General features: G+C 43.5%; 17 protein-coding genes. 8 read left to right on the top strand and 9 right to left on the bottom strand.

Annotation, left to right across the window (positions count from 1 at the left end):
* Positions 1 to 335: 335 nt before the first annotated feature.
* The 7 genes from ABH008_RS17030 to yegQ form a co-directional block, all read right to left on the bottom strand.
* On the bottom strand, positions 336 to 2,918 hold the full coding sequence (locus ABH008_RS17030) for an Ig-like domain repeat protein (protein WP_347986809.1): 2,583 nt from the start codon (positions 2,916 to 2,918) through the stop codon (positions 336 to 338).
* 323 nt (positions 2,919 to 3,241) lie between these two features.
* Positions 3,242 to 4,231: a lipopolysaccharide heptosyltransferase I gene (waaC, locus tag ABH008_RS17025; protein WP_347986808.1), complete on the bottom strand. Its 990-nt coding sequence runs from the start codon at positions 4,229 to 4,231 to the stop codon at positions 3,242 to 3,244.
* Positions 4,232 to 4,240: 9 nt separating this feature from the next.
* Complete coding sequence (waaF, locus tag ABH008_RS17020; RefSeq protein WP_347986807.1) at positions 4,241 to 5,251, bottom strand: lipopolysaccharide heptosyltransferase II; 1,011 nt, start codon at positions 5,249 to 5,251, stop codon at positions 4,241 to 4,243.
* 1 nt (position 5,252) lies between these two features.
* Positions 5,253 to 6,179, bottom strand: a complete 927-nt coding sequence (locus tag ABH008_RS17015; RefSeq protein ID WP_347989989.1) for a branched-chain amino acid transaminase — start codon at positions 6,177 to 6,179, stop codon at positions 5,253 to 5,255.
* Between the two features lie 397 nt (positions 6,180 to 6,576).
* On the bottom strand, positions 6,577 to 7,533 hold the full coding sequence (ispH, locus tag ABH008_RS17010; RefSeq protein ID WP_347986806.1) for a 4-hydroxy-3-methylbut-2-enyl diphosphate reductase: 957 nt from the start codon (positions 7,531 to 7,533) through the stop codon (positions 6,577 to 6,579).
* 37 nt (positions 7,534 to 7,570) lie between these two features.
* Positions 7,571 to 8,056, bottom strand: a complete 486-nt coding sequence (gene rraA, locus ABH008_RS17005; RefSeq protein ID WP_347986805.1) for a ribonuclease E activity regulator RraA — start codon at positions 8,054 to 8,056, stop codon at positions 7,571 to 7,573.
* A 230-nt stretch (positions 8,057 to 8,286) separates the two neighbouring features.
* The gene (yegQ, locus tag ABH008_RS17000) at positions 8,287 to 9,642 is read right to left on the bottom strand and encodes a tRNA 5-hydroxyuridine modification protein YegQ (protein WP_347986804.1); all 1,356 of its coding nucleotides are present in this window, start codon (positions 9,640 to 9,642) and stop codon (positions 8,287 to 8,289) included.
* A 295-nt stretch (positions 9,643 to 9,937) separates the two neighbouring features.
* On the opposite strand from yegQ, the gene ABH008_RS16995 reads away from it, so the two are divergent.
* Together ABH008_RS16995 and ABH008_RS16990 are read left to right on the top strand one after the other, a co-directional pair.
* Positions 9,938 to 11,059, top strand: a complete 1,122-nt coding sequence (locus ABH008_RS16995) for a hypothetical protein (protein ID WP_347986803.1) — start codon at positions 9,938 to 9,940, stop codon at positions 11,057 to 11,059.
* A gap of 112 nt (positions 11,060 to 11,171) precedes the next feature.
* Entirely contained in the window at positions 11,172 to 12,812 is a 1,641-nt protein-coding gene (locus ABH008_RS16990) for a methyl-accepting chemotaxis protein (protein WP_347986802.1), read from the top strand.
* Positions 12,813 to 12,956: 144 nt separating this feature from the next.
* On the opposite strand, the gene ABH008_RS16985 is transcribed toward ABH008_RS16990, so the two are convergent.
* A complete protein-coding gene (locus ABH008_RS16985) occupies positions 12,957 to 14,129 on the bottom strand; it encodes a phosphoglycerate kinase (protein WP_347986801.1) in 1,173 nt (390 codons plus the stop codon).
* 240 nt (positions 14,130 to 14,369) lie between these two features.
* Between ABH008_RS16985 and ABH008_RS16980 the strand changes: the two genes are divergently transcribed.
* The 4 genes from ABH008_RS16980 to ABH008_RS16965 are packed head-to-tail and all read left to right on the top strand — an operon-like array spanning position 14,370 to position 19,158.
* Positions 14,370 to 15,038, top strand: a complete 669-nt coding sequence (locus ABH008_RS16980) for a TetR/AcrR family transcriptional regulator (protein WP_347986800.1) — start codon at positions 14,370 to 14,372, stop codon at positions 15,036 to 15,038.
* Positions 15,035 to 16,075: an HlyD family secretion protein gene (locus ABH008_RS16975; RefSeq protein ID WP_347986799.1), complete on the top strand. Its 1,041-nt coding sequence runs from the start codon at positions 15,035 to 15,037 to the stop codon at positions 16,073 to 16,075. Before ABH008_RS16980 ends, ABH008_RS16975 begins: the two co-directional genes overlap by 4 nt.
* Before the next feature lie 5 nt (positions 16,076 to 16,080).
* Complete coding sequence (locus tag ABH008_RS16970; RefSeq protein WP_347986798.1) at positions 16,081 to 17,655, top strand: DHA2 family efflux MFS transporter permease subunit; 1,575 nt, start codon at positions 16,081 to 16,083, stop codon at positions 17,653 to 17,655.
* A 9-nt stretch (positions 17,656 to 17,664) separates the two neighbouring features.
* Entirely contained in the window at positions 17,665 to 19,158 is a 1,494-nt protein-coding gene (locus ABH008_RS16965; protein WP_347986797.1) for an efflux transporter outer membrane subunit, read from the top strand.
* 288 nt (positions 19,159 to 19,446) lie between these two features.
* Here ABH008_RS16965 and ABH008_RS16960 read toward each other — a convergent pair whose 3' ends face one another.
* Positions 19,447 to 20,631 carry an Mbeg1-like protein gene (locus tag ABH008_RS16960; RefSeq protein ID WP_347986796.1) on the bottom strand — a complete coding sequence of 395 codons (1,185 nt, stop codon included), beginning with the start codon at positions 20,629 to 20,631 and terminating at the stop codon, positions 19,447 to 19,449.
* 720 nt (positions 20,632 to 21,351) lie between these two features.
* On the opposite strand from ABH008_RS16960, the gene ABH008_RS16955 reads away from it, so the two are divergent.
* Both ABH008_RS16955 and fabV read left to right on the top strand, forming a co-directional pair.
* Complete coding sequence (locus ABH008_RS16955) at positions 21,352 to 21,840, top strand: hypothetical protein (protein ID WP_347986795.1); 489 nt, start codon at positions 21,352 to 21,354, stop codon at positions 21,838 to 21,840.
* A 302-nt stretch (positions 21,841 to 22,142) separates the two neighbouring features.
* The gene (gene fabV / locus ABH008_RS16950; RefSeq protein ID WP_347986794.1) at positions 22,143 to 23,339 is read left to right on the top strand and encodes an enoyl-ACP reductase FabV; all 1,197 of its coding nucleotides are present in this window, start codon (positions 22,143 to 22,145) and stop codon (positions 23,337 to 23,339) included.
* Positions 23,340 to 23,421 lie beyond the last annotated feature (82 nt).

The following is a 23,421-nucleotide window of genomic DNA, read 5'->3' as shown; positions in this document are numbered from 1 at the left end:
GGATTAACTAGAAGATGTGTCGCATATTCAATCTACAAATTGCTTACAATATAGGCGTTTTTCGATGTTCGTTATCGGCCAGATTATAGAAGACCCACAAGATATTCGATAAACTTTCCACCAGAATTACGCCAAATCTGCTCTGAATTCATTTTTTTGCTATTGACTAATAATCAGATTTCGTACCATGCAGTGAACGCCATCCCTTACTTTATTCGTAGGTATTTGGGAGGGCGAAGCAACACAGCGATCCACTCAAGGTATTGTTAGCAACTTCTCAGAATTTAAAGGGAGTTTAAAAGAGTATTGACAACCCTGTAGCTGAATTAAACTCCCTAGCCAGCCCTAACTCTTTGCACCCTCAGTAGCGTAGTAAACAGCAATAATCCCAATAGTATTTCCTGCCAAACAGCCAATGCAGGTACGCTTTGCGCTTTAGCCGCCAATACAGTTTCACTAACAGCAATCGATGTATTGCCGGTATTTAAGCTATCACCGGAATAGGTGGCGGTAATATTATCCAATCCAGTTGTGGTGAGTGCATTTGTGGTGAGTACCGCAACGCCATTGACTAAGCTAACTGGCGACCCCAGTTTTACAGCATTGCTATAAAACTGTACAGTACCTGTGGGCGTATCTCCAGTCACTGTTGCTGTTAGCGTGATATTTTGCCCTGCTGTTATGGTAGGAGCGGAAACCGTCACAGTGATGGTGGCAATTGCCATGACCGTTTCGTTTAGTGCTGCTGAAGAGCTGGATAAGTTATTTCCATCCCCAGAATAGACTGCCGTAATCGGGGTAAGTCCCGGTGTGGTTAAGGCGCTGGTAGTTAGGCTGGCTACATTGTTATTTATAGTGATAGGGGTGCCCAGTGCCACACCGTTATTCTTAAATTGTACGCTACCTGTTGGGTAAGCACCGCTAACTGTTGCGGTGACTGTGATCGGATTACCGCTGACAAAATTAGACGCAGAACTAGTCAAAGCAACACTGGAACTGACAGGATTGACATTGTGCCATTGTTTAACCAGCACATTAGCATCAACCGAGCCTAAGCCGGTTGCCAAATTATAACCCGCTCCCGTTGCGGAAAAGCCAGCTTGACCTGGCACAGAGTTGTTACCTGATAGGGTTGGGTGGAAATATTTATTTCCACTCTTGGCCTGTAGTTGGTAAAGTCCATACAGGTTTGCATTGATATTACCTTGCCGTCCGCCATTATATTGTTCCAATAAAGCGAGTATGCCTGCAAATGAAGGCGTAGCCGCTGAGGTGCCACCGACAGACCACTGATTGCCATTCAAGTTAATGATATAACCGTCATGCTTGGCAGCCGCCAGGGAAATATCAGGTACATCACGCTGGCCATCTGCGGGAACGCCCGGTGACACTTGCCAGGCGGGTTTTGAGAAGTAGATACTTTTACCACCACCGGAAGCATATAAGCCACTACCACCTGATACCGAAGCACTTTCATTCCACACCGATTCAGGAATATAACTTAAGGCATTTGCGGTGCTACCACTACGGTTACTTGTCAGCCAATAGCTGGAGGGGTTACTGGTATCTTTAAATTCTGTACCGCCCACGCAGGTGCTGAATTGCGAACTGCACAGCCCGTTAACGCCTGTGCTACTGACAGCAGTGCTGCTATTGGATGCATCGCAACCTGCAGCGCCACTGTCTCCAGAAGACACCAGCACTGTTTGTCCCTGACTTTGTGCCTGTTGCCATAGATTACTCCAAGCATTGGTTTCGGCTTGCGCCATGTATTGTTCGCAAGCACCGTAGCTTAAGCTGATAATATCTCCCACGTTAGAATTAACCGCATAACTGGCAGAGTAGGCAATACCGTCACCTATTACGGTAGAGGACGAGGTGATGAATATCACCGTAGCGCCTGGTGCAATACCTCCCGCCCATTCTACATCCAGAGTGGATTCGGTTTGGTCGCCACTGACTATACCTGGATCGGTATTAGTGATGATGGTTTGTGGCGGATTGGCCGTTAAGCCGCTAAAGCTTTGAAAACTGGTAATATCACTGTTTAAAATATTGCTGCGGCCCAAAACCGCAATTTTAACGCCGCTGCCATTTATCGCCGAGGTATATAGTGGGTTAACATCATAAATCACGCCATAATCTGCCGGAGTCAGGTAATTAGTGGTGCCAATTACTATTTCTGAAACGGGTAAAATTTCAGATTGCTGGGTTTGGTTTGCTGATATTGGTTTAGCCAGAGGTGTTGCTGCATTAGTTTGAGCCTGTTGCTTGCGTGCATGGCTACGGAAATCGTGCAGATTAACCAAGCCGTCAACCACATTCGCCAAGGCAGCAGGGATTTGTGGGTTACTCGCGTTGGCAATATGTTGTTCTCCTTGCCAAATATATTGATGCATTTCGGTGTGGAAAGCATTTCGGACTTGCGCACTGGTCCCGCTGAACTGGATGCTACGCCCACCGGCGGCCACTTCGTCTATTTGGAAACCCCTGCTGGTCAGGAAATTTTTAATAGCGCTGATATCTTGCTCTGCAACACCAAAATGGCTGGCAAATTCTGCTGGCGTTAGCCAATGATGGTAGTCAGGTGAGCCGGGGGTTTGCTGGGCCTGGGTAAATGCATCCAATGCTGCCTGTTGTGCTGGAGAGGATTTTAAATTAAGTATCATCCGGTTCAGACGCAGATTATCGTCTATCCGCCCGGTATCAACACTATTGTCCAGTTGCGAAACACGGTTTCCCTTTAGTGTGATACGGTCCGTTTCATCAATGTGTTTAACTATGCGCGTATGCGGTTGTATTTTGTCAAGAGCGTCGCTGTCTTGCGCGAAAATAGAGCCAGTCTGCAAGGTCAGCACGACTAATACGACGTAACGGAGTAATGCGGTATTGTTGCTTAAATATTTAATTGAGTTCATCGTGTTCTCATAAATAAACTATGGAAAGTCCGTTCAATACATATAGGTGGAATTACATTGATAATTTTTTCTGTTCTGTATGTAGATAATATACACTAATTATTTCCGTTAGATGAAAGCGGAGAATAACCCTACAAATTCTAACTATCTACTTGAGTAAGCTGGGCTGTAGGAAGGGCTAAACGAAGTGAAGTGCATTTGTCGAGATTGGTGCACCTTTTTATGTAGGCTCATACGATTAACACTTGGCTTTACGTTGAGTGGACTGATAATCAACCTCAATCAGAATCGCGCCAAACAAAAAAGTTTCTTGGAAGCTTACTTTATAACAGTTCTTCGGCTAAACGTATGATTTCAGTTTCAGCAATTTCAGCTATCGAAAAATCGTTTTTATCCAGTTTATAGGGATTAACTACCGAGGGTGATTTCAATACTTTATTAATGTCTGTCTGATAAACCCGGCTAATAGGTGTGGGGCCAAACAGGGTGATGGATGGGCGATTAAGACCCCAAGCCATATGTGTTGGGCCGGTATCATTGCCAATAATCAGATCAGCGCTGGCAATCTGTGCTTTTAGATCATTAAGAGTCATACGTGGCAGCACTTTTGCGTTACTGCGCTCTGCAATCCATTTTGCGGACTCATGCTCCTGGCTATTTCCCCAAAGTAATAGACAGTTAGCATTTAAGCCTTGCACCACTTTAAGATAATTTTCTTTGGGGTAGTTGCGACTTGGCCAAGTAGAGCCCGTTACCAGTAAGACGCTAGGTAAGCCGGTTTGTCCATAACCTGGCAAATTCAGTTGCGATGGCTGAAAATACAAAAATGTTCGTTTTTCTAAAATTTGAGCGCTACTGATGTTCAGACCCAACGGACGGGTTAGCACGGCCACATTGCGGTCTATGGTATTGGCATCATAGGCACAGGCTACTGTGTCTTTGTAAAATCTGGCAGCCAGACTTTCACGGATAGAGTGTTTATCAAAGCCTACGCATTGTTTAGATAATAAACGTGCCACCAGCGCCGATTTAATTAAACCTTGTGCATCAATTACCCAATCATAATGCTGTGCGGAATACGCTTGAATGTTGGCTATCTCAGATAAAAGTCTGCGTTTATTTGTTTTAACGGCTTTTAAATTGACTGTCAAAATTTGGTTAATGTCAGGATTATCAGCCAATACCCCGGCAAACCCCTGTTCAACTACCCAGTCAATTTGTGCGTCAGGGTAAGCCGCTTTAATAAATTGTAAAGCGACCATGGCATGTACAATATCGCCCAAAGCCGAGAGTTTGACGATGGCAATTTTCATGGGTTTTGTTTAGGCTTCGATTGCCGCGAGTACAGTTGCGGGGCTCAGTTCTGTTAAACAATGCGTATGCTGCAAAGGACACACACGTTTAAAACAGGGCGAGCAGGGCAAATGCAGTTGCAAAATAGTGGCTTTGCTATGTAGCGGTGGTGTAAAGCCAGGGTCGGAAGAGCCATAAATGGCAATTAGTTTTGTGTCCACAGCTGCTGCAATATGCATTAAACCGGAATCATTACTCACCACTACCGTAGCTATTGACAATAAATCCAAGGCTTCATGCAACTGGGTTTTACCCGCAAAATTGTGACAACTATCGCCACTCAAAGAGTTAATTTCTGTGCAAACAGCACGATCTTTTTCGGAGCCAAATAAACCTATTTGCCAACCTTCACTTTGTTTTTGCCGAGCCACTTCCGCGAAGTGTGCCACCGGCCAGCGTTTGGCAGGGCCGTATTCTGCACCGGGGCAGAGTGCGAGTAATGGTTTGTCAGCTAAACCAAACTTAGCAGAGACTAAAGTTTGTAATTCCAGACTTGTAGTTAGTTGCGGATAAGGGTAGGTGGGTGCCGATAGTGCAGATTTTGCAAAAGCCAAGGCTACAAAGCGCTGTACCGTCATAGTTAGACGTGTTTTCTCCAAACTATGCAAATCATTTAACAGACCCCTGCGCAATTCTCCCAGATAACCCGTGCGGCGTGGAATTCCAGCAAAAAAGGGAATCAGGGCCGATTTCCATGAATTGGGTAATACAATGGCCTGATCATAACCGTGGTGTTTTAATTTTCGACCGATTTTAAAGCGCGTCAATAAACCAAATTGACCATGACCCAGCGGCAAACCTAAGGCTTGATGTACTTCTGGCATGCGTTGCAATAGCGGCAATGACCAGGGCGGAGCTAATACGTCGATCTGGCTATGTGGGTGTTGCTGCTTCAGTACGATAAACAGGCTTTGCGCCATCACCATATCACCGACCCATGATGGGCCGATGATCAGGATTTTTAACGGTTCATCTTTCACTTTAACGAACGAGACTTAACCATTCCCGATGATCGTCACGACGTCCGTTTACATAGTCAAAGTATAAGGCTTGTAGTTTTTCGGTAATAGGGCCACGGCTGCCGCTACCAATTGCACGACCATCGTATTCACGGATAGGTGTGACCTCAGCGGCTGAACCCGTAAAGAAGGCTTCATCAGCAATATAAACTTCGTCGCGGGTAATGCGTTTTTCAATCACTTCATAGCCTTGTTCACGAGCAATGGTGATCAAGGTTTCACGCGTAATACCTTCCAACGCAGAAGTAGTTTCTGGGGTGTAAAGTTTGCCATTCCGCACAATAAACAGATTTTCACCACTGCCTTCTGCGGCATATCCCTCGTGATCCAACAATAAGGCTTCATCGTAACCCGTTGCCAGTGCTTCTTGTAAAGCCAGAATAGAGTTGATGTAGTTACCATTGGCTTTGGCTTTGCACATGGTACTGTTAACATGGTTACGCGTATAAGACGAGGTGCGGATACGAATACCTTTTTCCATATTCTCTGCACCCAGATAGGCACCCCAAGTCCAGGCGGCTATCATGATATGCACTTTTAGATTATCGGCACGCAAACCCATACCTTCAGAGCCGAAGAAGCACATGCTGCGAATATAGGCACTATCCAGATTGTTTTTAGCCACCGCGTCACGGTGAGCCTGATTAATTTCTGCTTTGCTATAAGGCATTTTCATATTCATGATATGCGCAGAACGGAACAAGCGATCAGTATGCTCCTGCAATTTAAAAATGGCGGTACCTTGTGTACCTTGATAGGCGCGTAATCCTTCAAATACACCTGCGCCGTAATGTAAAGTATGTGTTAAAACATGGACTTTTGCTTCTCGCCATTCAACCCATTTTCCATCCAGCCATATCCAACCATCTCTGTCATCCATTGTTTTCATCATATGAACCTGTCTGTTTATCTTTGATATTTGTCGTTGGGCTAGTGGTTTCCAGCCGCCATGCTTAAAATTGTACTATAAACCAGCGCTTGCATTAAACGCAGTGTTGAATAAATGTTGTAAATACTTAGAGAATGTTAAGTTTGAACTGTGTTTTGCAGTATTGGATAGTGTTTTCAATGATTTTTCGTCATGTCATTGCTGCCGTTGGCTGGTTTAGATTTTCTAGTCAGCCAACGGGTCAAGCTTATTCAATGTCAGCAATGAGGCGCAAAAAACACGACAAATGCGCCTCACTTTGTTCAGCACATCCGACAGCCCATTGGTATAAACTAAAAAAGTGATGCTGAATTGCAGTTATCGTTTTTTTGTCAATACAGAAAATTCTGCCAAAATTTTAAGCGGTAACGTGTTTTTTCAATTCTTTAGGGATAGAAAACACCACTTTTTCTTCAATACCGGTGTTTTCGGTAATGGTGGTGTTAGAGCCGCCCCATTCTTTCAGTTGGTTGATGACTTCCTGAACCAGAATTTCCGGTGCAGAAGCCCCAGCACTGACTCCCACCACGCCAACACCTTCTATCCATTGTCTATCCAGATCTTTAAAGGTATCAATCAAATAAGCAGGTTTACCCAATTGTTCGGCAATTTCGCGTAAACGATTTGAATTTGAGCTATTGGGTGAGCCAACCACCAGAATGAGATCGGCAATGCCTGCCAAATCGTGTACCGCATCCTGACGGTTTTGCGTGGCGTAGCAAATGTCGTCTTTCTTTTGTTCTTTGATGGATGGAAACTGGGCGCGCAAGGCATCTACCATGATTTTGGTATCAGTCATAGATAAGGTGGTTTGCGTAACATAGGCCAGATTGTCGGGGTTATTGACTATCAGGTTTTTAACATCTTCCGGGGTTTCAACCAGATAAATGTTGCCATTTTGCGTGCATTTATCATACTGCCCCATGGTGCCTTCAACTTCTGGGTGACCGGCGTGACCGATTAGTATGACTTCTCTATCCTGTTTGGCATGTTTGGCAACCTGCATGTGTACTTTAGTTACCAAAGGGCAGGTGGCATCGAAAACCGTCAGTTTACGTTGTTCGGCTTCTTTTTGTACCTGTTTAGAGACGCCGTGCGCACTAAAAATCAGATAAGAACCAATGGGTACATCGGTTAGGTCTTCAATAAAAATAGCACCTTTATCTTTTAAGCCATCGACCACTGTGCGATTGTGTACAACTTCATGTCGTACATAAATCGGTGCGCCGAAAGTATCCAGTGCTTGATCAACAATTTCAATGGCCCGGTCTACACCGGCACAGAATCCACGGGGGTTGGCGAGTACTATATGCATAATCTTGACTGTTTTACTTGGTTATGATGTGAGCATTTTAATCTAATTTTGCTTCGGCGACGATAATTCCGTCACTATCAGCGTATAAATAATGATCTTTTTTAAAATTAACCCCGGCAAAGGTTACCACAACGTCCGTATTTCCTTGCCCATGTTTGCGGCTGGGCATGGGGTGAGTGTTTAAAGCCATAATGCCGATAGGTAGTTCTGCAAGCAGCTCGGCGTCACGAATACACCCGTAAATGACTATGCCCTCCCAGGCATTTGCCAGTGCCAAACTGGCAAGTTTTTCGCCAAGTAAGGCGCAACGCCGCGAACCCCCACCATCAATAACCAGTACTCGGTCTTTGCCATCTTGTGACAGCGTGGTTTTTACCAAGCTATTATCTTCAAACACTTTTAGTGTTGAAATTTTGCCACAAAAACGCCGATTTTTGCCAAATAAAGTGAATATTGATTCGGCAATTTGGAAATTGGCCTGCGTAGCAAACTGATTACACAGATTGGCGGTGGTAAATGACATGCCTGTCTCCTGATAAGTTTTGAAACCTCAAAAAATCGTGTTTTGTCCTGCTTACAACGGCAGTGGCTTCTATGGCTCTGTAGTTTAACTGTTCATGGTTGGCTTGTCGAAAATAGCATCATCTGATAATTGACAGCTTCGCCAATATTTTCTGTCATTATTCTTGGCTTTAATATTATGGGGCTTCCTGTCGTAAGCCCCTTTTGCGTACTGTTTTAAGTGACTAAGATTTAAAAGTATCGCGCTAATAAACCGTATTTACAGTCAGTGGTAGGCAATGGCACGCGTACTTCATAGCCGCCCCCTGGCGCTTCCTGCATGGCATTGCCCCATTTATCCTGCATTTGTTCTACCACAATGTCCTGATTGCCGCTGGGTAAAATTAATTCCAGTTTATCACCCACTGCAAATTTGTTTTTAACGCTAATTTCAGCCAATCCAGTGTCAGTATCTATGTGAGTAATTTCACCACAAAATTGTTGTTGGTGGCTTTTAGAGTAACCGGTAAGATAATTTTGATGTTCCTGGGTGTGATGGCGCTGATAAAAACCATCGGTATAACCGCGATTTGCCAGATTATCTAAAATGCCCAGTAGCTCTGGTTGAAAAGGCCGACCTGCTAAAGCATCATCAATGGCCTGTCGATAAGATTGCGCAGTGCGTGCCACATAAAAATGGGATTTGGTACGACCTTCTATTTTTAAACTGTCCACACCAATTTCCACCAGGCGCTGGATATGCTCAATAGCGCGCAAATCCTTGGAGTTCATAATATAGGTGCCGTTTTCGTCTTCCATAATGGGCAACAATTCGCCTTTCCGGCCTTCTTCTTCCAAAAAGTAAATGTTATCCGCTAAGGGGTGACGTTCAGCGCCACCGCAACTGGCGGTGTTAGCCACTTCATTAATGTCGTTCATGGATAGCACCGACTGCTGAGCCGGTACATAATCACCCTCTGCATTGACCTCAGCAGGAACGGTATCGTATTTCCAACGACAGGAATTGGTACAGGTTCCCTGATTAGGATCGCGATGATTAAAATATCCCGACAACAGGCAGCGCCCTGAATAAGCAATACATAAAGCGCCATGCACAAAAACTTCCAGCTCCATGTCTGGACATTGCTGACGAATTTCCGCTATTTCATCCAGAGATAATTCTCGGGATAAAATAATGCGTTCTACCCCCATTTTTTGCCAGAATTTAACGCTGGCATAATTGACGGTATTTGCTTGCACAGACAAATGAATGGGCATGTCAGGCCACTGCTCACGAGTAAGCATAATCAGGCCAGGATCAGCCATAATCAGTGCATCCGGCCCCATGGCGATAATAGGGGTTAAATCCTTGATAAAAGTTTTGATTTTGGCATTGTGGGGTATAACGTTGGCAGCCAGAAAAAACTTTTTACCCAGTTGGTGGGCTTCGGCAATGCCTTTCGCCAAATTATCGGCTAAAAAATCATTGTTACGCACACGTAAACTGTAACGTGGCTGTCCTGCGTACACCGCATCCGCACCAAAAGCAAACGCATAACGCATATTACGTAGGGTACCAGCAGGCGAAAGAAGTTCGACTTTTTTCATGTCAATTTAGTAAGTATCTGCAATAAGCGATATTTTAACACTAAAGATATATAGCCATTTTGTTGATTAAATCAAAGTTTTTTATATTGATAAGTATTATTGTATTCACTTATTCAATTTATCTAGTCAATTAGATTAGAGTTTATCCGTTGCTGGTTAATTTACACCAATCACAGGCAACGAGTGATCAAGCCAAGCAAGATTGGCAGAATACCAACAACATAACAGTCTTTTGTATTAGAGCTAAGCTTGAAAGCAATCTTGTTACTGAAAAGATCAACTGAGAGTAACCAATATGACAGAAATATTGCGCATCCAAGAAATTTATCAAAGTGTTGAAATCCCAGTTTCTGGTATATCAGAACTGAGCAATGCTCTTAGTGCTTGGTATGCTGCTTATCCCAAACAAAATTACCTGCATCCTTGTGTAATTGAAGGTCGGGCTGCACTGGTTTGTCAACAAAATTTAAGTGTCATTGCGCCGCACGCCTATGCAGAGCTACATGCAATTGCTGCACAATATCAGATATATCTCAAGGAAAGTCGACGTAGTCAACAGATAGATCATGGTGGCTATGACAGACGGAACAAAAAGCTCATCGTACTGACTTTTTGCATGAATCTGTTGGCGACTTCCAGACTGGTGACTGCTGATGAATTGGTTACGCACACCATGGTTGCTGCTTATTCAAGTAGTACTAATTCATCCATGCAATTAGTTAATGCGATAGGTAGTGATGGTAAAGCCGTAATTAGTTTACGGCATGCTGCATTACCCACCGCACAACAGGTGCTGGAAGTTTATGAAAAAGACAAAATGACCATGCAATCTGATCCACAGGCCGAGCGCGTAATCAAAAACTTTCTCATAGGCAGTTATCAAGCAGAAGCCAATGATCCCACCTATATTGACCAAGATTTAACAGAAATTGCTCATTACTATGCTGAATACCCGGCAGTGATTCAATTGCTGGAGCAGTTTCAAGAAAAAAAAGTAATACTTAAATTCAAGGCGAACAACTGGCAGACGCAAGCCTGGGGTACAGAAAATCAGGTAAACAGCGTTACTGTGTATTTCGATACCCGTATAGGTGCAGAAAGGCTGCTAAATGATGCTAACTGCAATGCTAACCCGGCTTGCTCCATTGCGCCTGCCGATGCCTTGTTACACGAGTTATTGCATGCCAAATTAATGCTGTTGGAAAGTCAGCACTTTATCGAGGGTGGTGGGATGTTGCAAACCTTATATCCTTTTGAGCATGAACGGGAAGTGATTGATCGGGAAAACCAGCTTTATACAGAGATGAATCATGAAGACGGTATGTACCGTCCCATCCGCCATCAGCATATTGGTGATCTGGTACATGTAGGCTGTGCAGTGTGTTTACCGACTGAACTAGTTGCAAAAAGTGAATGAGCCAAGTACAGAACTCAATTGAGTTGTTTGCCAATCGGGTAAATAAAGTTACTTAAATTTTGTAATTAAATTACCGTCAATGCAGGTGGTGATGTCAAATTTGGAGAAAGTAATGAGATTGGATGATTTCAAAGTAGGTGTAAGGCTGGGTGGGGGATTTGGTATTTCGGTGCTGTTTCTGATTTTTGTCAGTTTTATGGGTTATTACGGCCTAACCACTATTTCTAAAGCAGCTGAGTCTATTATTTTAGAAGATGAAGGCATTATGGAGCTAGCTTATCAAGCCGAAATCAACTTTTTACAATTACGCCGCTTCGAAAAAGATATGTTTATCAATATTGATGATTCTGCGGAACAAACAAGCTACCTTACAAAATGGCGTAACGCTCAACAACAAGCCAAGTCAAGACTCGAAGAGTTGAGTAAACGGGTTAAAACGCCTGAACAAGAATACTTGACCAATGAAATTAGCCAGAATCTACAAAATTATTTTATTGGTGTTGAATCTGTTGTGAGTGAGATACAGTCTGGAACTTTAACGACCACTCAACAAGCAAACAAGGCATTAATACCCTTTAAAAAAGCCATACATACTGCGGATGAATCGACTAATAAACTGGTGGAAAATGTTAAAGAGTTGATGATAGACAATAAAAGCCACATTCAATCGGTTCGTAAGCAAACTCAATCGCTTATCGTATGGTTTTCAGTAATTGTCATTGGGTTAATCTCATTGATGACAATTTGGTTTACACATAGCATAACTGCTCCAGTTGGCAAAATTATTGATGCTATTAAAATCATAGCGAACGGCGATTTGACGCATCGTATTCAGCATGCCAGCCAGGATGAATTAGGAGAAATCTGCCTACACTTTAATGATTTTACTCAAAAATTTCATGATATTATTATTGTGACGGTAAGAAATGCGCAAAGAGTTGCTGTCTCAGCGGAGGAAATGTTGCAAACGTCATTACAGTTAGCGGAAGGAGCAAAGGCAGTAGCAGATCAAACGAATGCCGTTGCCAGTGCAGACGAAGAAATGGCTGCCACCTCTAACGAAATTGCCAAAAACTGTGCTTATGCTGCAATCAGTGCTCAAAAAGCCAGTCAGTCTGTCGATGAGGGTTCTACTGTGGTGCAGGATGCAATAGCATCTATGCAGTCGATTGCAACGCATGTGACTACAGCTGCAAATACCGTGCGTGAACTGGGTGTGCGTTCCAATCAAATAGGTCAAATAGTGGGGACGATAGAAAATATTGCCAGTCAAACCAACTTATTGGCACTTAATGCAGCTATTGAAGCAGCCCGTGCCGGAGAGCAAGGTAGAGGTTTTGCTGTGGTAGCTGATGAGGTGCGAGCTTTGGCTGGGCGCACGAGTATAGCTACACAGGAAATTAGTCATATGATCACCGCGATTCAAGCTGAAACAAATATGGCTGTCAAAGTGATGGAGGAGGGCAGTCGTGAGGTTGAGCGAAGTTCAAATGAGGCGGCGAGGTCTGATCAAGCTCTTAAAGCCATCGTAGAACAAATTGATATATTGAACTCTCAAACTCACCAGATTGCCACAGCTGCAGAACAACAAACCGCAACCACTCAAGAAATCAGTAACAGCATGAGTAAAATATCCTCTGTGGTACATTCTGATTCCATTAATGCTCACAATACCAGTTTGGCGGCAAAAGTATTAGTTGAGCTGGCGAGTGACCTGAAACAAGTAGTGAGTAAATTTAAAGTAGCATTATAGTTTTATCGTTGTTTTTTCACTAGATTTGTTAAATAAGGCATAAATGATCGGGCGCAAGACGATAACGTATGCACCCGATGAAGATAAACTGCTAAGTTAGAACAGTTAATGCGCTCAAATCTATCAACAGTGAAACTCGATAGTTTATGCGCGTGATTGCAAAACCGCCACAGCCGGTAATTCTTTTCCTTCAAGAAACTCAAGAAATGCACCGCCACCCGTAGAGGTGTAAGATACTTTATCGGAAATATTATATTTATCGATAGCAGCTAGTGTGTCGCCACCGCCAGCAATTGAAAATGCTGGACTGTTGGCAATTGCCAGAGAGATTGCTTTAGTACCTTCACCAAACTGGTCGATTTCAAACACGCCAACTGGGCCATTCCAGACAATAGTACCGGCTGTTGCCAGAATGTCGGCGTAGATTTTAGAGGTTTGTGGACCAATATCCAGTATCAAATCATCGTCAGACACATCGGCAACATTTTTGATGGTTGCTACAGCGGATTCTGAAAATTCTTTTGCACAGACCACATCCACTGGAATGGGAATGTCGGCACCACGTTGTTTGGCGGCTGCAATCAGACGCTTGGCTTCAGGCAATAAATCAGCTTCATACAGCGATTTACCCACCGGATAACCCGCAGCAGCAATAAAGGTATTGGCAATGCCGCCACCGACTATCAATTGATCAACTTTGCTGGACAATGACTCTAATACAGTCAGTTTGGTAGACACTTTAGAACCACCCACCACTGCAACCAGTGGGTGTTGTGGATGTTCCAACGCTTTGCCTAACGCATCCAGTTCAGCAGCAAGTAATGGGCCGGCACAGGCAATAGCAGCATGCTCAGCAACGCTGTGCGTAGATGCTTCAGCCCGGTGTGCAGTACCAAAGGCATCCATGACGAAAATATCACATAAAGCAGCCATTTTTTTGCCTAATTCGGGGCTGTTTTTCTTCTCACCTTTATTGAATCGCACGTTTTCGCATAATACGACTTCGCCGCGTTTTACATCAACGCCATCCAGCCAGTCTTTTACCAAGCGCACAGGTTGACCCAGTAATTGGGTATACCGTTCAGCAACGGGTTGCAAACTGGAATCGGCATCGTACTCACCTTCGGTAGGGCGACCTAAATGTGACATTAAAATCACAGCAGCGCCACCGGCTAAAGCCGCTTCTACAGTGGGTACACTGGCCTGAATGCGTAAATCGCTGGTCACTTTGCCATCTTTAACCGGAACGTTTAAATCTTGACGAATTAATACGCGTTTGCCCGCTAAATCCAGATCGACCATTCTTTTAATAGACATAAATTCTCCTGTGATTGAAAAGTGCGCTCATTATAAGGGGTATTTTCCTTGCTGAGTTGATTAGTATGCTTTGAAAATTAGTCAGCAATCTCTCTGTATTTTAAAGGCGCTAAATTGCTGGCAATTTTGACTTTTAAAGCTGAGTAGCTTACCCATAGGATGAGTCATTATCAAATTGTTCTTGCATTTATTAAACTGCGTGGTACAGTAATTTAAATATTGAACCAGACGGTATAGTATATGAGTGTAAAAGACCTTGTTCCCGAAAAAGCCCGTTCTAGATCCGGTCGGCCTAAAAGTAATGAAAAACGAGAGCAGATATTAGTGGCGGCGGCAATACATTTTGTAGAAAAAGGTTATGAGCTAACCAGTATGGCCGCGGTTGCAAAATCGGCAGATGTCTCGAAATTGACCATCTATAGTCACTTTGCCAATAAAGCTGATTTATTTAAAGAAAGTATTCAGCAACGTTGTGATCGTCAATTGGCACCCGCAACTTTTAATCAATACGCGAAACTGCCAGTTGCAGAGGGCTTGTTACAGTTAGGGAATATGTTGGTCACTTTGGTGTTCGATTCTGACTCTATTCGTTTGCTACGTATTTTGCATGCTGAAGCCACGCATCATCCCGACATAGTTAAAATATTTTATGAAGCAGCCCCTCAGCGCGTTAAAGCCGCGTTTGGTGAGCTATTAAAGGATTGGGCGCATCAGGGCCAGCTGCAAGTGGCAGATATTCCATTGGCGACTGAGCAATTTTTTAGCCTGCTGAAGGGTGAGCTACATGTTAAAACCATGTTGTCCCTGACAGAAAAACTGACTACTCAAGAACTGGATACGCATGTACAGGCCTGTGTAAGGCTGTTTTTGGCGGGTTATCAAACAAAGAATGTAGCAGGTTTAGTATGAAAACAAATGCGTCTAAACTGGTATTGATCAGTGTACTGATTATTTTAGGAATAGCGGGTGGGGTTTATGAATACTTGCATCGCGCAGAACAATCTACCGATGATGCTACTATTGGCGGACGTACCGTCACACTGAGTCCTAAAGTTTCCGGTTATGTTAAAGCCTTGTATGTTAATGATAACCAGTTAGTCAAAGCGGGTGATGTGTTGCTGGAAATAGACGACACTGATTATATTATCCGCCGAGATAAGGCCAGAGCGACTTTTGAAGCTGCGCGGGCAGCCGCATTGGCTTCACAAAATAATATGGAATCCACTAATATTTCCGCGCCTTCCAATCGTGATGCTGCACAAGCACAAGTTGATTCTACTAAAGCGTTATGGGACAAAGCTGTAAAAGATCTTAACCGTATGCAGCAATTAAGTAACGAAGCACGAAGCCAAGGGCAGCTGGATCAGGCTATTGCCGCCGAGACTTCTGCAAAATCAGCCTATTATGAGGCGCAGGCTAAACTGCGTAGCGCAGATATTGCACCAAAAACCATGGCTGCAGCCAAAGCCACAAGTAATCAATTAAATGCACAATATAAACAAGCACAAGCCGATTTAGCCCAGGCCGAAAACGATTTAAGCAATACCCGGCTCACTGCACCTATGGATGGCCGAATCACCAATCGTGGCGTAGAACGCGGAAATTACGTACAGCCTGGCCAGCAGTTAAGCAACTTGGTTAGCACAGAACTTTGGGTTATTGCCAACTTCAAAGAAACACAGTTAGAGCATATGCATGCGGGGCAATCTGTGGAAATTAAGGTGGACGCCTATCCAAATAATCATTTTCAGGGCAGGGTTGATAGCATTCAGGCCGGTAGCGGAGCCTTTTTTTCGGCTTTTCCACCACAGAATGCAACGGGCAATTTTGTGAAAATAGTTCAGCGTGTGCCCGTAAAAATTGTGTTTGATGACTTGCCTGATGCTGAGTTGGCCTTGGGGCCAGGCATGTCAGTTGAACCTACAGTCGATACCAGCACTCACTAGAATTTATGACACTGCCTACTAATAAGCCTGTTCCCAATCCTTACCTGATTGCCGTGGTGGTGAGTCTTGCCGCTTTTATGGAAGTACTCGATACTACTATCGTCAATGTGGCTTTATCACATATAGGTGGTTCGTTCGCAGCCAGTCAGGATGAAAGTACTTGGGTATTGACCTCTTATCTGGTCGCAAATGGCATAGTACTACCTTTGTCAGGCTGGCTGGCGGGTGTTTTAGGCCGTAAGAATTATTTTATGCTGAGCATTGTTGGTTTTACCCTCACCTCTTTTGCATGCGGTGTATCCACTTCGATGGGTATGATCATCGTGTTTCGATTATTACAAGGTCTGGCGGGTGGTGGCTTGCAACCGATACAAATGTCCATTGTTATGGATGCGTTTCCGCCCGAAAAACGCGGTACAGCGTTTGGTATTACGGGTTTAACCATGATCGTTGCGCCGATATTGGGGCCCACCTTAGGTGGGTTTATTACGGATAGTTTTAATTGGCGCTGGATTTTTTTTATGAATGTTCCGGTCGGTATTCTGGCTTTTATACTAGTTAAACGTTTGGTGCAAGACCCACCACATGCCAAAGCCACTGGACTTATTTCAATTGATTACATTGGGCTTAGTCTGGTGGTACTTGGCTTGGGTGCCTTACAGATAGTTATGGATAAAGGTCAGGAAGAAGATTGGTTCGACAGTCATTTTATCCAGGCCTTTACCGCAATCAGCATTATTTCGCTGTCTGCTGCAGTTGCCTGGTTGTTACGGCAAAAGGATCCGATAATTGATATTCGATTGCTGGCCAATCGCAGTTTCGGTATGGCTAGTTTAATGGTGTTTTTTATCGGCTTTACTCTGTATGGCTCAAGTGCTTTATTACCACTCATGGTGCAATCCCAATATGGTTACGATGCAACACTGGCCGGGCTGGTTTTGTCACCGGGTGGTTTGGTATTGGTGTTTTTGATGCCGTTAGTGGGTAAATTGGTGAATAAGTTTCAGGCCCGCTATTTGATTGCTTTTGGTATGCTGGCGGTGAGCATAGGCATGTGGTTAACCAGTTTTGTTACCCCACAGAGCGATTATAACCACTTTGTGCTGATGCGCGTTGTGCAAGTGATTGGCTTGCCATTTTTGTTCATTCCCAGTAGCACCATGGCATTTTCTGATATTTCCCCCGAAAAAGGCAATAAAGCCTCGGCTCTGTATGCTTTACTGCGTAATTTGGGTGGCAGTGTGGGTATCTCAATTTTGTCCAGTTATGTGTCCAGACATGAACAAATTCATCAAAATATCCTGACTGAACATTTCATACCTACGCAACCCGCCTATCAAACTCTGCTGGCACACTACACGGCGAATATTATGGCTATGGGTAGTAGTCGCTTACAGGCCGGTTTATCAGCTATGAACAAATTATATCAAGAGTTATTAAGCCAATCAGCCATACTGGCGTATAGCGATGCTTTCCGTTTGCTGTCTACAATTACACTGATTTTGGCCTTACTGGCCTTTCTAATGCCCAGGCAACGTTCTGGCAAGCCCTTATCTCAAGACAGTACACCTGCACATTAGGAGAGAGTGATGACTAACAATGCTAATAACTTGTCTGGAGTTCGACTCCCGTTACTAATTCTACTGGTGCTAATGCTGGATGGATGTATGGTTGGGCCAGATTATCAACCGCCCAAAGCCAATGTACCTGAACAATGGCTATCAGCAGACAACCCACAAGCGACAAAGGCCAATTTAGAAGTAAACTGGTGGCACAGTTTTAATGATGCCCTGTTGGACCAGCTAATAGAAAAAGCCCTGCACAGTAATCCAGATCTTAAAATAGCCGAAACACGCATTAGCGAAGAGCGTGCCGCCCGTGCTTCTGCTTTTGCTGCGCTACTACCCACGGGTGACTTAATGGGCAGCGCTAATCGTCAGGCAAATCAATTGGGTTTCCCCAGTGGTGGTGGCGGACCTACGGCTATATCTACACTGGTAAAACAGCCGTTCAATATTTTTAAAACCGGTTTTGATGCCAGTTGGGAGCTGGATTTATTTGGTGGGCATCGTCGCCAGTTAGAGTCTGCGCAAGCAGAGTTGGAAGCCTCTGCCATTTCGCATGAAGATATTTTAATTAGCACACTGGCTGAGGTGGCGCGTAACTATATTGATATCCGTCTATATCAAGCACAATTAGACATTGCCCAATCTACTTACGCGGCCGATCAGAAAACTACTGCGCTGATGCAAGAACGTGTAAAAATAGGGGAGGCACCAGGCATTGACACCACACGCGCAGAAAGTCAGCAGGAACATGATCGCGCACAAATTGCTTATTTCAGTAATTTGCTGGCGCAAACAAATTATGGCATGGATGTGTTGTTGGGAGAAAAACCAGGGGCGACCCAAGCCTTGCTGAATAGTACGGCTACACCAATAGCGGTGCCGATGAGCGATAAGCAGCTAATACTGGAGGCACCCGCAAAAGTTATCGCCAAGCGTCCGGATATACGCATTGCCGAACGCAAGCTGGCATCTGCCACTGCGCAACAAGGTGTTGCGGTAGCCAAATTTTTCCCCGATGTGTCTCTATCCGGTTTTATTGGCTTATTTAATACCAATGCCGGTAATTTACTGAATGTTAGTAGCAAGTCGTGGGGAATGGGGGCGAGTGTGTTATGGCCTATTTTAAGTTATGGCGTTTTGGCAGCCAATCTGGATGCCGCAGACGCCAAACAACAAGAAGTGTTGGCAAACTATCAGAAAAGTATACTCAGTGCGCTTGCCGATGTAGAGCGCAGTTACACAGCCTATACTGAACAGGAGAAATATTTTCAGGCTCAGGACAAAGCCGTTGCGGCAGACCAGCATGTCTTTACTATTGCCGATGAACGTTACCAACAAGGACTAACCTCCTATCTGGATGTGCTGGATGCAGAGCGAACCTACAACGCTAGTCGCAATCAGCTAATGGTTGCCAAAGCACAAACTGCTTTAAATTTGATAGCGGTATATAAAAGTTTGGGGGGGAGTTGGCAGTTGCCGACAGTAGCGGTAGGGGATGCGGGGCGGTTGCGTTAAATTAACGTAATAGTTAGCTACCGGGCTTTTCTTGCAGGGGTTGTGGCTGAAGACTCCGAGAATACGTTCGTGAAGATTTGATGTCGGCAATACTTGCGCCTATTATTTGCCGTAATGGCGGCAATAAAATCTTTACGTACTTGCGAAGCTTAGCTTTTCAGGTTGGCTTTGTTCATAGAGGGTAATCCTTTAGGTGTAAAATCCGGCCCTGTGCTACTGGGTAAATATTGTTGACAATGCTGTGAAGGGAATGCAATTGGCAATGTAGCTCAAAAAAAGCCGCTCTGGCTAGAAATTGCGAAGAAAATCGCAAGGACCAACGCACAAATCGCCTAGTTTTTGCATGGCATCTTTTACCACAGCTCCGGAAAGCGTATCCAGATTACAATATTTGTCCCAACTGGATGCAACGAAAGCGCCCGAATCTAGATCTTTGCCTTCGACTTTGAGCTGAAGATAGTCGATATGGGCGGTATGATTATTCTCCACTGGTAAACACATTGGTAACTGTTTGGCAACCACAGCTCTGAATGCTTCAGTTGGAGATAAAGCGTTAGTATAGACGCTTGCAATATTTTGAATACGAGAAGCGAGAATCGCATGCTCATCTTTGACGATAGTTATATTATTATCATTATCGATATAATATAACGTTCCCAGTCCCAAGGAATCATAAGCATCATCCTTAACGCCAGAAAAGACGTTGGCTAAAATGGGTGGGATTTTATTTTCTTTGCTTTTCAACCAAGCTCCGGGTGGCACCAAGGGAACAATATCGTTTTTGTACTCTATACGATATAACTTTGAAAGTTTCCCTACATAAGGTTTTGCGCCTTTTGCCGTAAGAGGTCGTGCGCCCTCGAAGGAATAAACTCCATCAGGTTCCCGCATGGTCCATCCTTGACTTTTGGACATCTTAATCGCTGCAATGATTGCCAAAGCTCCAGCCTTACTATGTCCGGTCACCATGAATTTTTTATTGGTGTTTTCCTTAAAAGCATTCTCCAAAAACGATTTGGCCTTTTCTTGTTCTAAATTCGTCTTGATGTGATTCCAAGACTGGATGAATCCGCGATGGAAACCATCATTATCCGGCAAGGCAGAAAAGTCGTTTAGCCAATCCTTGATGGTTATGAAATCCGCTCCATCATGGGGTATCGGCGGTAAGGTGCCGCGCATGGCAAGTATGACTTCGTTTTGAGTGCTGACAAGGATGTAACCGTCCTTATCCTCAGTCCAGCTATAAATATCCTTGTCGGTTACTCTTGAAAGTTCTTGCGAATTTGTAGCATTTTGAAGACACTTGATGACACTCATCTCTGTTTTCAAAAATCCTTCAGTGTAATAACTACACTTCGCAGCTTCGGCCATCCGGTAAGCTGTTGATACTTCTAATTTGTCATCCGCGTTCGCAACAGATGCAAATAAACCTAACAACAGTGTAATGAGTAAAGGTAAAAATCGATATTTCATTTCGGTTCCTCGTTATGATCAAGTAATACCGGACACTTTCATAAGCAACGTATCGTAGCAGCCAGCAATTTGATATAAGATTGCCTTGAAATAGCCGTAGATGGCGAACAGAAAATATGTAGTCCATCAATGATACATAGCCGGCAACAAACCCGTTTTGAGATACACAACTATTTTGATTGGGATAATTAACCCAGTTATCAGGAGCCCAGATATTTTTCTTTCGGTCTCTAACGACACTGATAAGCTTTTTTTCTGTTTCACCTGATTCTATCATCAAAAATGTTTCATTTGAATCCGTAAATAGAATTAATGTTGTGCATTAGGCATTCCTTTGGCTCTATACCGGTATTAATTCAACACGACTCTTTTTTCTATTGAACGATAAAAACCAATGCTCATTAATCTCTACGCGCATTTAATGCGCCCTAAGCCCTCTGTAACTCTCTCAAAAACAAGTGATTAATAACACAGTTTGATCGTTGGATAGTTAACGGTATTCGATTTGTTATTAATTTATATTAATTATGCGTTAAAAATTAACAGACCTTATAACTTTTTCAAGGCTGTTCCATTTTTTTCGCCACGCTTTATCAATCAGTATGGAAGTGATTGTTACGTCTCTCAATTAAATATGTCGAAGAATATTTAATAGCTACGTAACTATCAAACCACCTATAAACAATAATGACAAATTTGTTCACTTTTTGGAGATATATAATGAACTTAAATAATCAAATTAAAAAAGGCTTTCTGACTATGGCAGTTTTGGTTCCGCTGTTATGGAGTATGGAGTCCATGGCGGGTTCAACTACTCTAGTACTCAAAAGAAATACGCTACAAAATGTGAATGATGCGGCTGGCTTATGGCAATATGATGCTGGACAAGTATTTCAAGGTACAACGCAAGTTGGTTATTATCAAGCCACTAATAGAGTAACTACTAAAGGTGGCGCGGTGCTTAACGCGGCTGCCGAAACCATTACTGTGTTTTTGGATGATGCTCAACTGAAAGGCTCGGCACCAAGAAATATTACCCTGGAAGGCGCGCATGATTATTCCAGTGGTAATTTTCAAGGTAGCGTTTCTGCGGCATCCAGCCAATACAGCTGGATAAAAGGTGCAAATGCAAGCGGTAATTATGTGAGTACTGGCATTTTAGACCTGACCATAAACTGGTTAGAATCCGATACGCTGACATTGCCATAAACCTTAGTCATTTAGCAAGTATCGACCTGCTATTGTATTGAGCATCCGATACGGCGTTCTCAATAGCAGGGTGTTCAGTGATGCACTAAATTATTGCAAACGCTAGGGGTAATGATTGCAGTAAATTTTTAGTAATCTCTTCCAGCATAATACAGACTCATCAGACATAGCGTTTTTTCAGAAATACTTAACAGCAATTTAGCCAAAATTCGATTTATTTCATTGGTGTATAATAGGATTTGAACATTCGGTTTGATTGCATAATCAAACGCTTTCGATCACATTCTATATAAGGTTAATCTATGATTATTAAGCCAAAAGTTCGCGGCTTTATTTGCACAAATGCCCATCCTGTTGGTTGCAAAGCCAATGTAAACGAGCAAATCGCTTATATTAAAGCAACGTTAAAACAGGAAGAAGCTGCCAATAATACTCTGCCTAAAAACGTATTGGTAATAGGTTGTTCCACAGGATACGGCTTGGCATCCAGAATAAGCGCGGCATTTGGCTATGGTTCCAAAACCTTGGGTGTTTGCTTTGAACAGCCACCTTCAGAAAAAACCGCCTCAGCTGGTTATTACAATACCGTTGCTTTTCATGAAGCAGCTGCGCAAGCAGAATTATATGCACATACCCTGAATGGTGATGCATTTTCCACTGACATAAAAAATCAGGTGATTGAAAAAATTAAAGCTGATCTGGGTAAAATCGATTTGATAGTCTACAGTTTGGCTTCGCCTCGCCGTACCGATCCTATGACGGGTAAAGTCTATTCTTCGGTGCTTAAACCCATTGGTGAGGCATATACCTCAAAAAATCTAAATACCGATAAACTGAAGTTGAATGAAATTACCTTATTGCCTGCCACTGAGGAAGAAATTGCCGATACAGTCAAGGTTATGGGGGGTGAAGACTGGGAGTTGTGGATAGACGCTTTAAAAGCCTCCGATGTATTAGCTGACGGTGTAAAAACAGTCGCCTATACCTATTTAGGCGACAAATTAACCTGGCCTATCTATGGTCAGGCAACTATTGGTAAAGCCAAAGAAGATTTGGATCGCGCGGCCAGAGTTATTGCCAGCAAATTACAAAATTTAAAAGGTCAAGCCAATGTTGCTGTATTAAAAGCCTTGGTGACACAGGCCAGTTCAGCCATTCCTTTAATGCCCTTATATCTGTCAATTCTGATTAAAATCATGAAAGAAGATGGCACAAATGAGCATTGCATTGAGCAGATTCAACGTCTGTATAGCGAGTGCTTGTATAGCAATACGCCGCGGATTGACAGTGCCAATCGTTATCGGGTTGATGAAAAAGAACTCGACACTAAAGTTCAGGCACGCGTAGAAGCTATTTGGACGCAGGTAACCGAAGAAACGCTGTTAGAGTTAACGGATTTCAATGCCTACAACGCTGATTTCTTAAAATTATTTGGCTTTGGTGTCGAAGGTATTGATTATGATGAAGATATCAGTCCCAGTGTAACAATATCATTCTAAAACTTAATTTACACCCTGCCAACTCACTTGAGTTGGCAGGGTGTGTAGTGCGGGTATTTTAACTACTCAGTTTAACTCTTAG

Source organism: Methylomonas sp. AM2-LC, assembly GCF_039904985.1.
Lineage (GTDB): Bacteria > Pseudomonadota > Gammaproteobacteria > Methylococcales > Methylomonadaceae > Methylomonas.
Note: the sequence above shows the minus strand (reverse complement) of the source record. Positions and strands in the feature narration are given on the sequence as shown.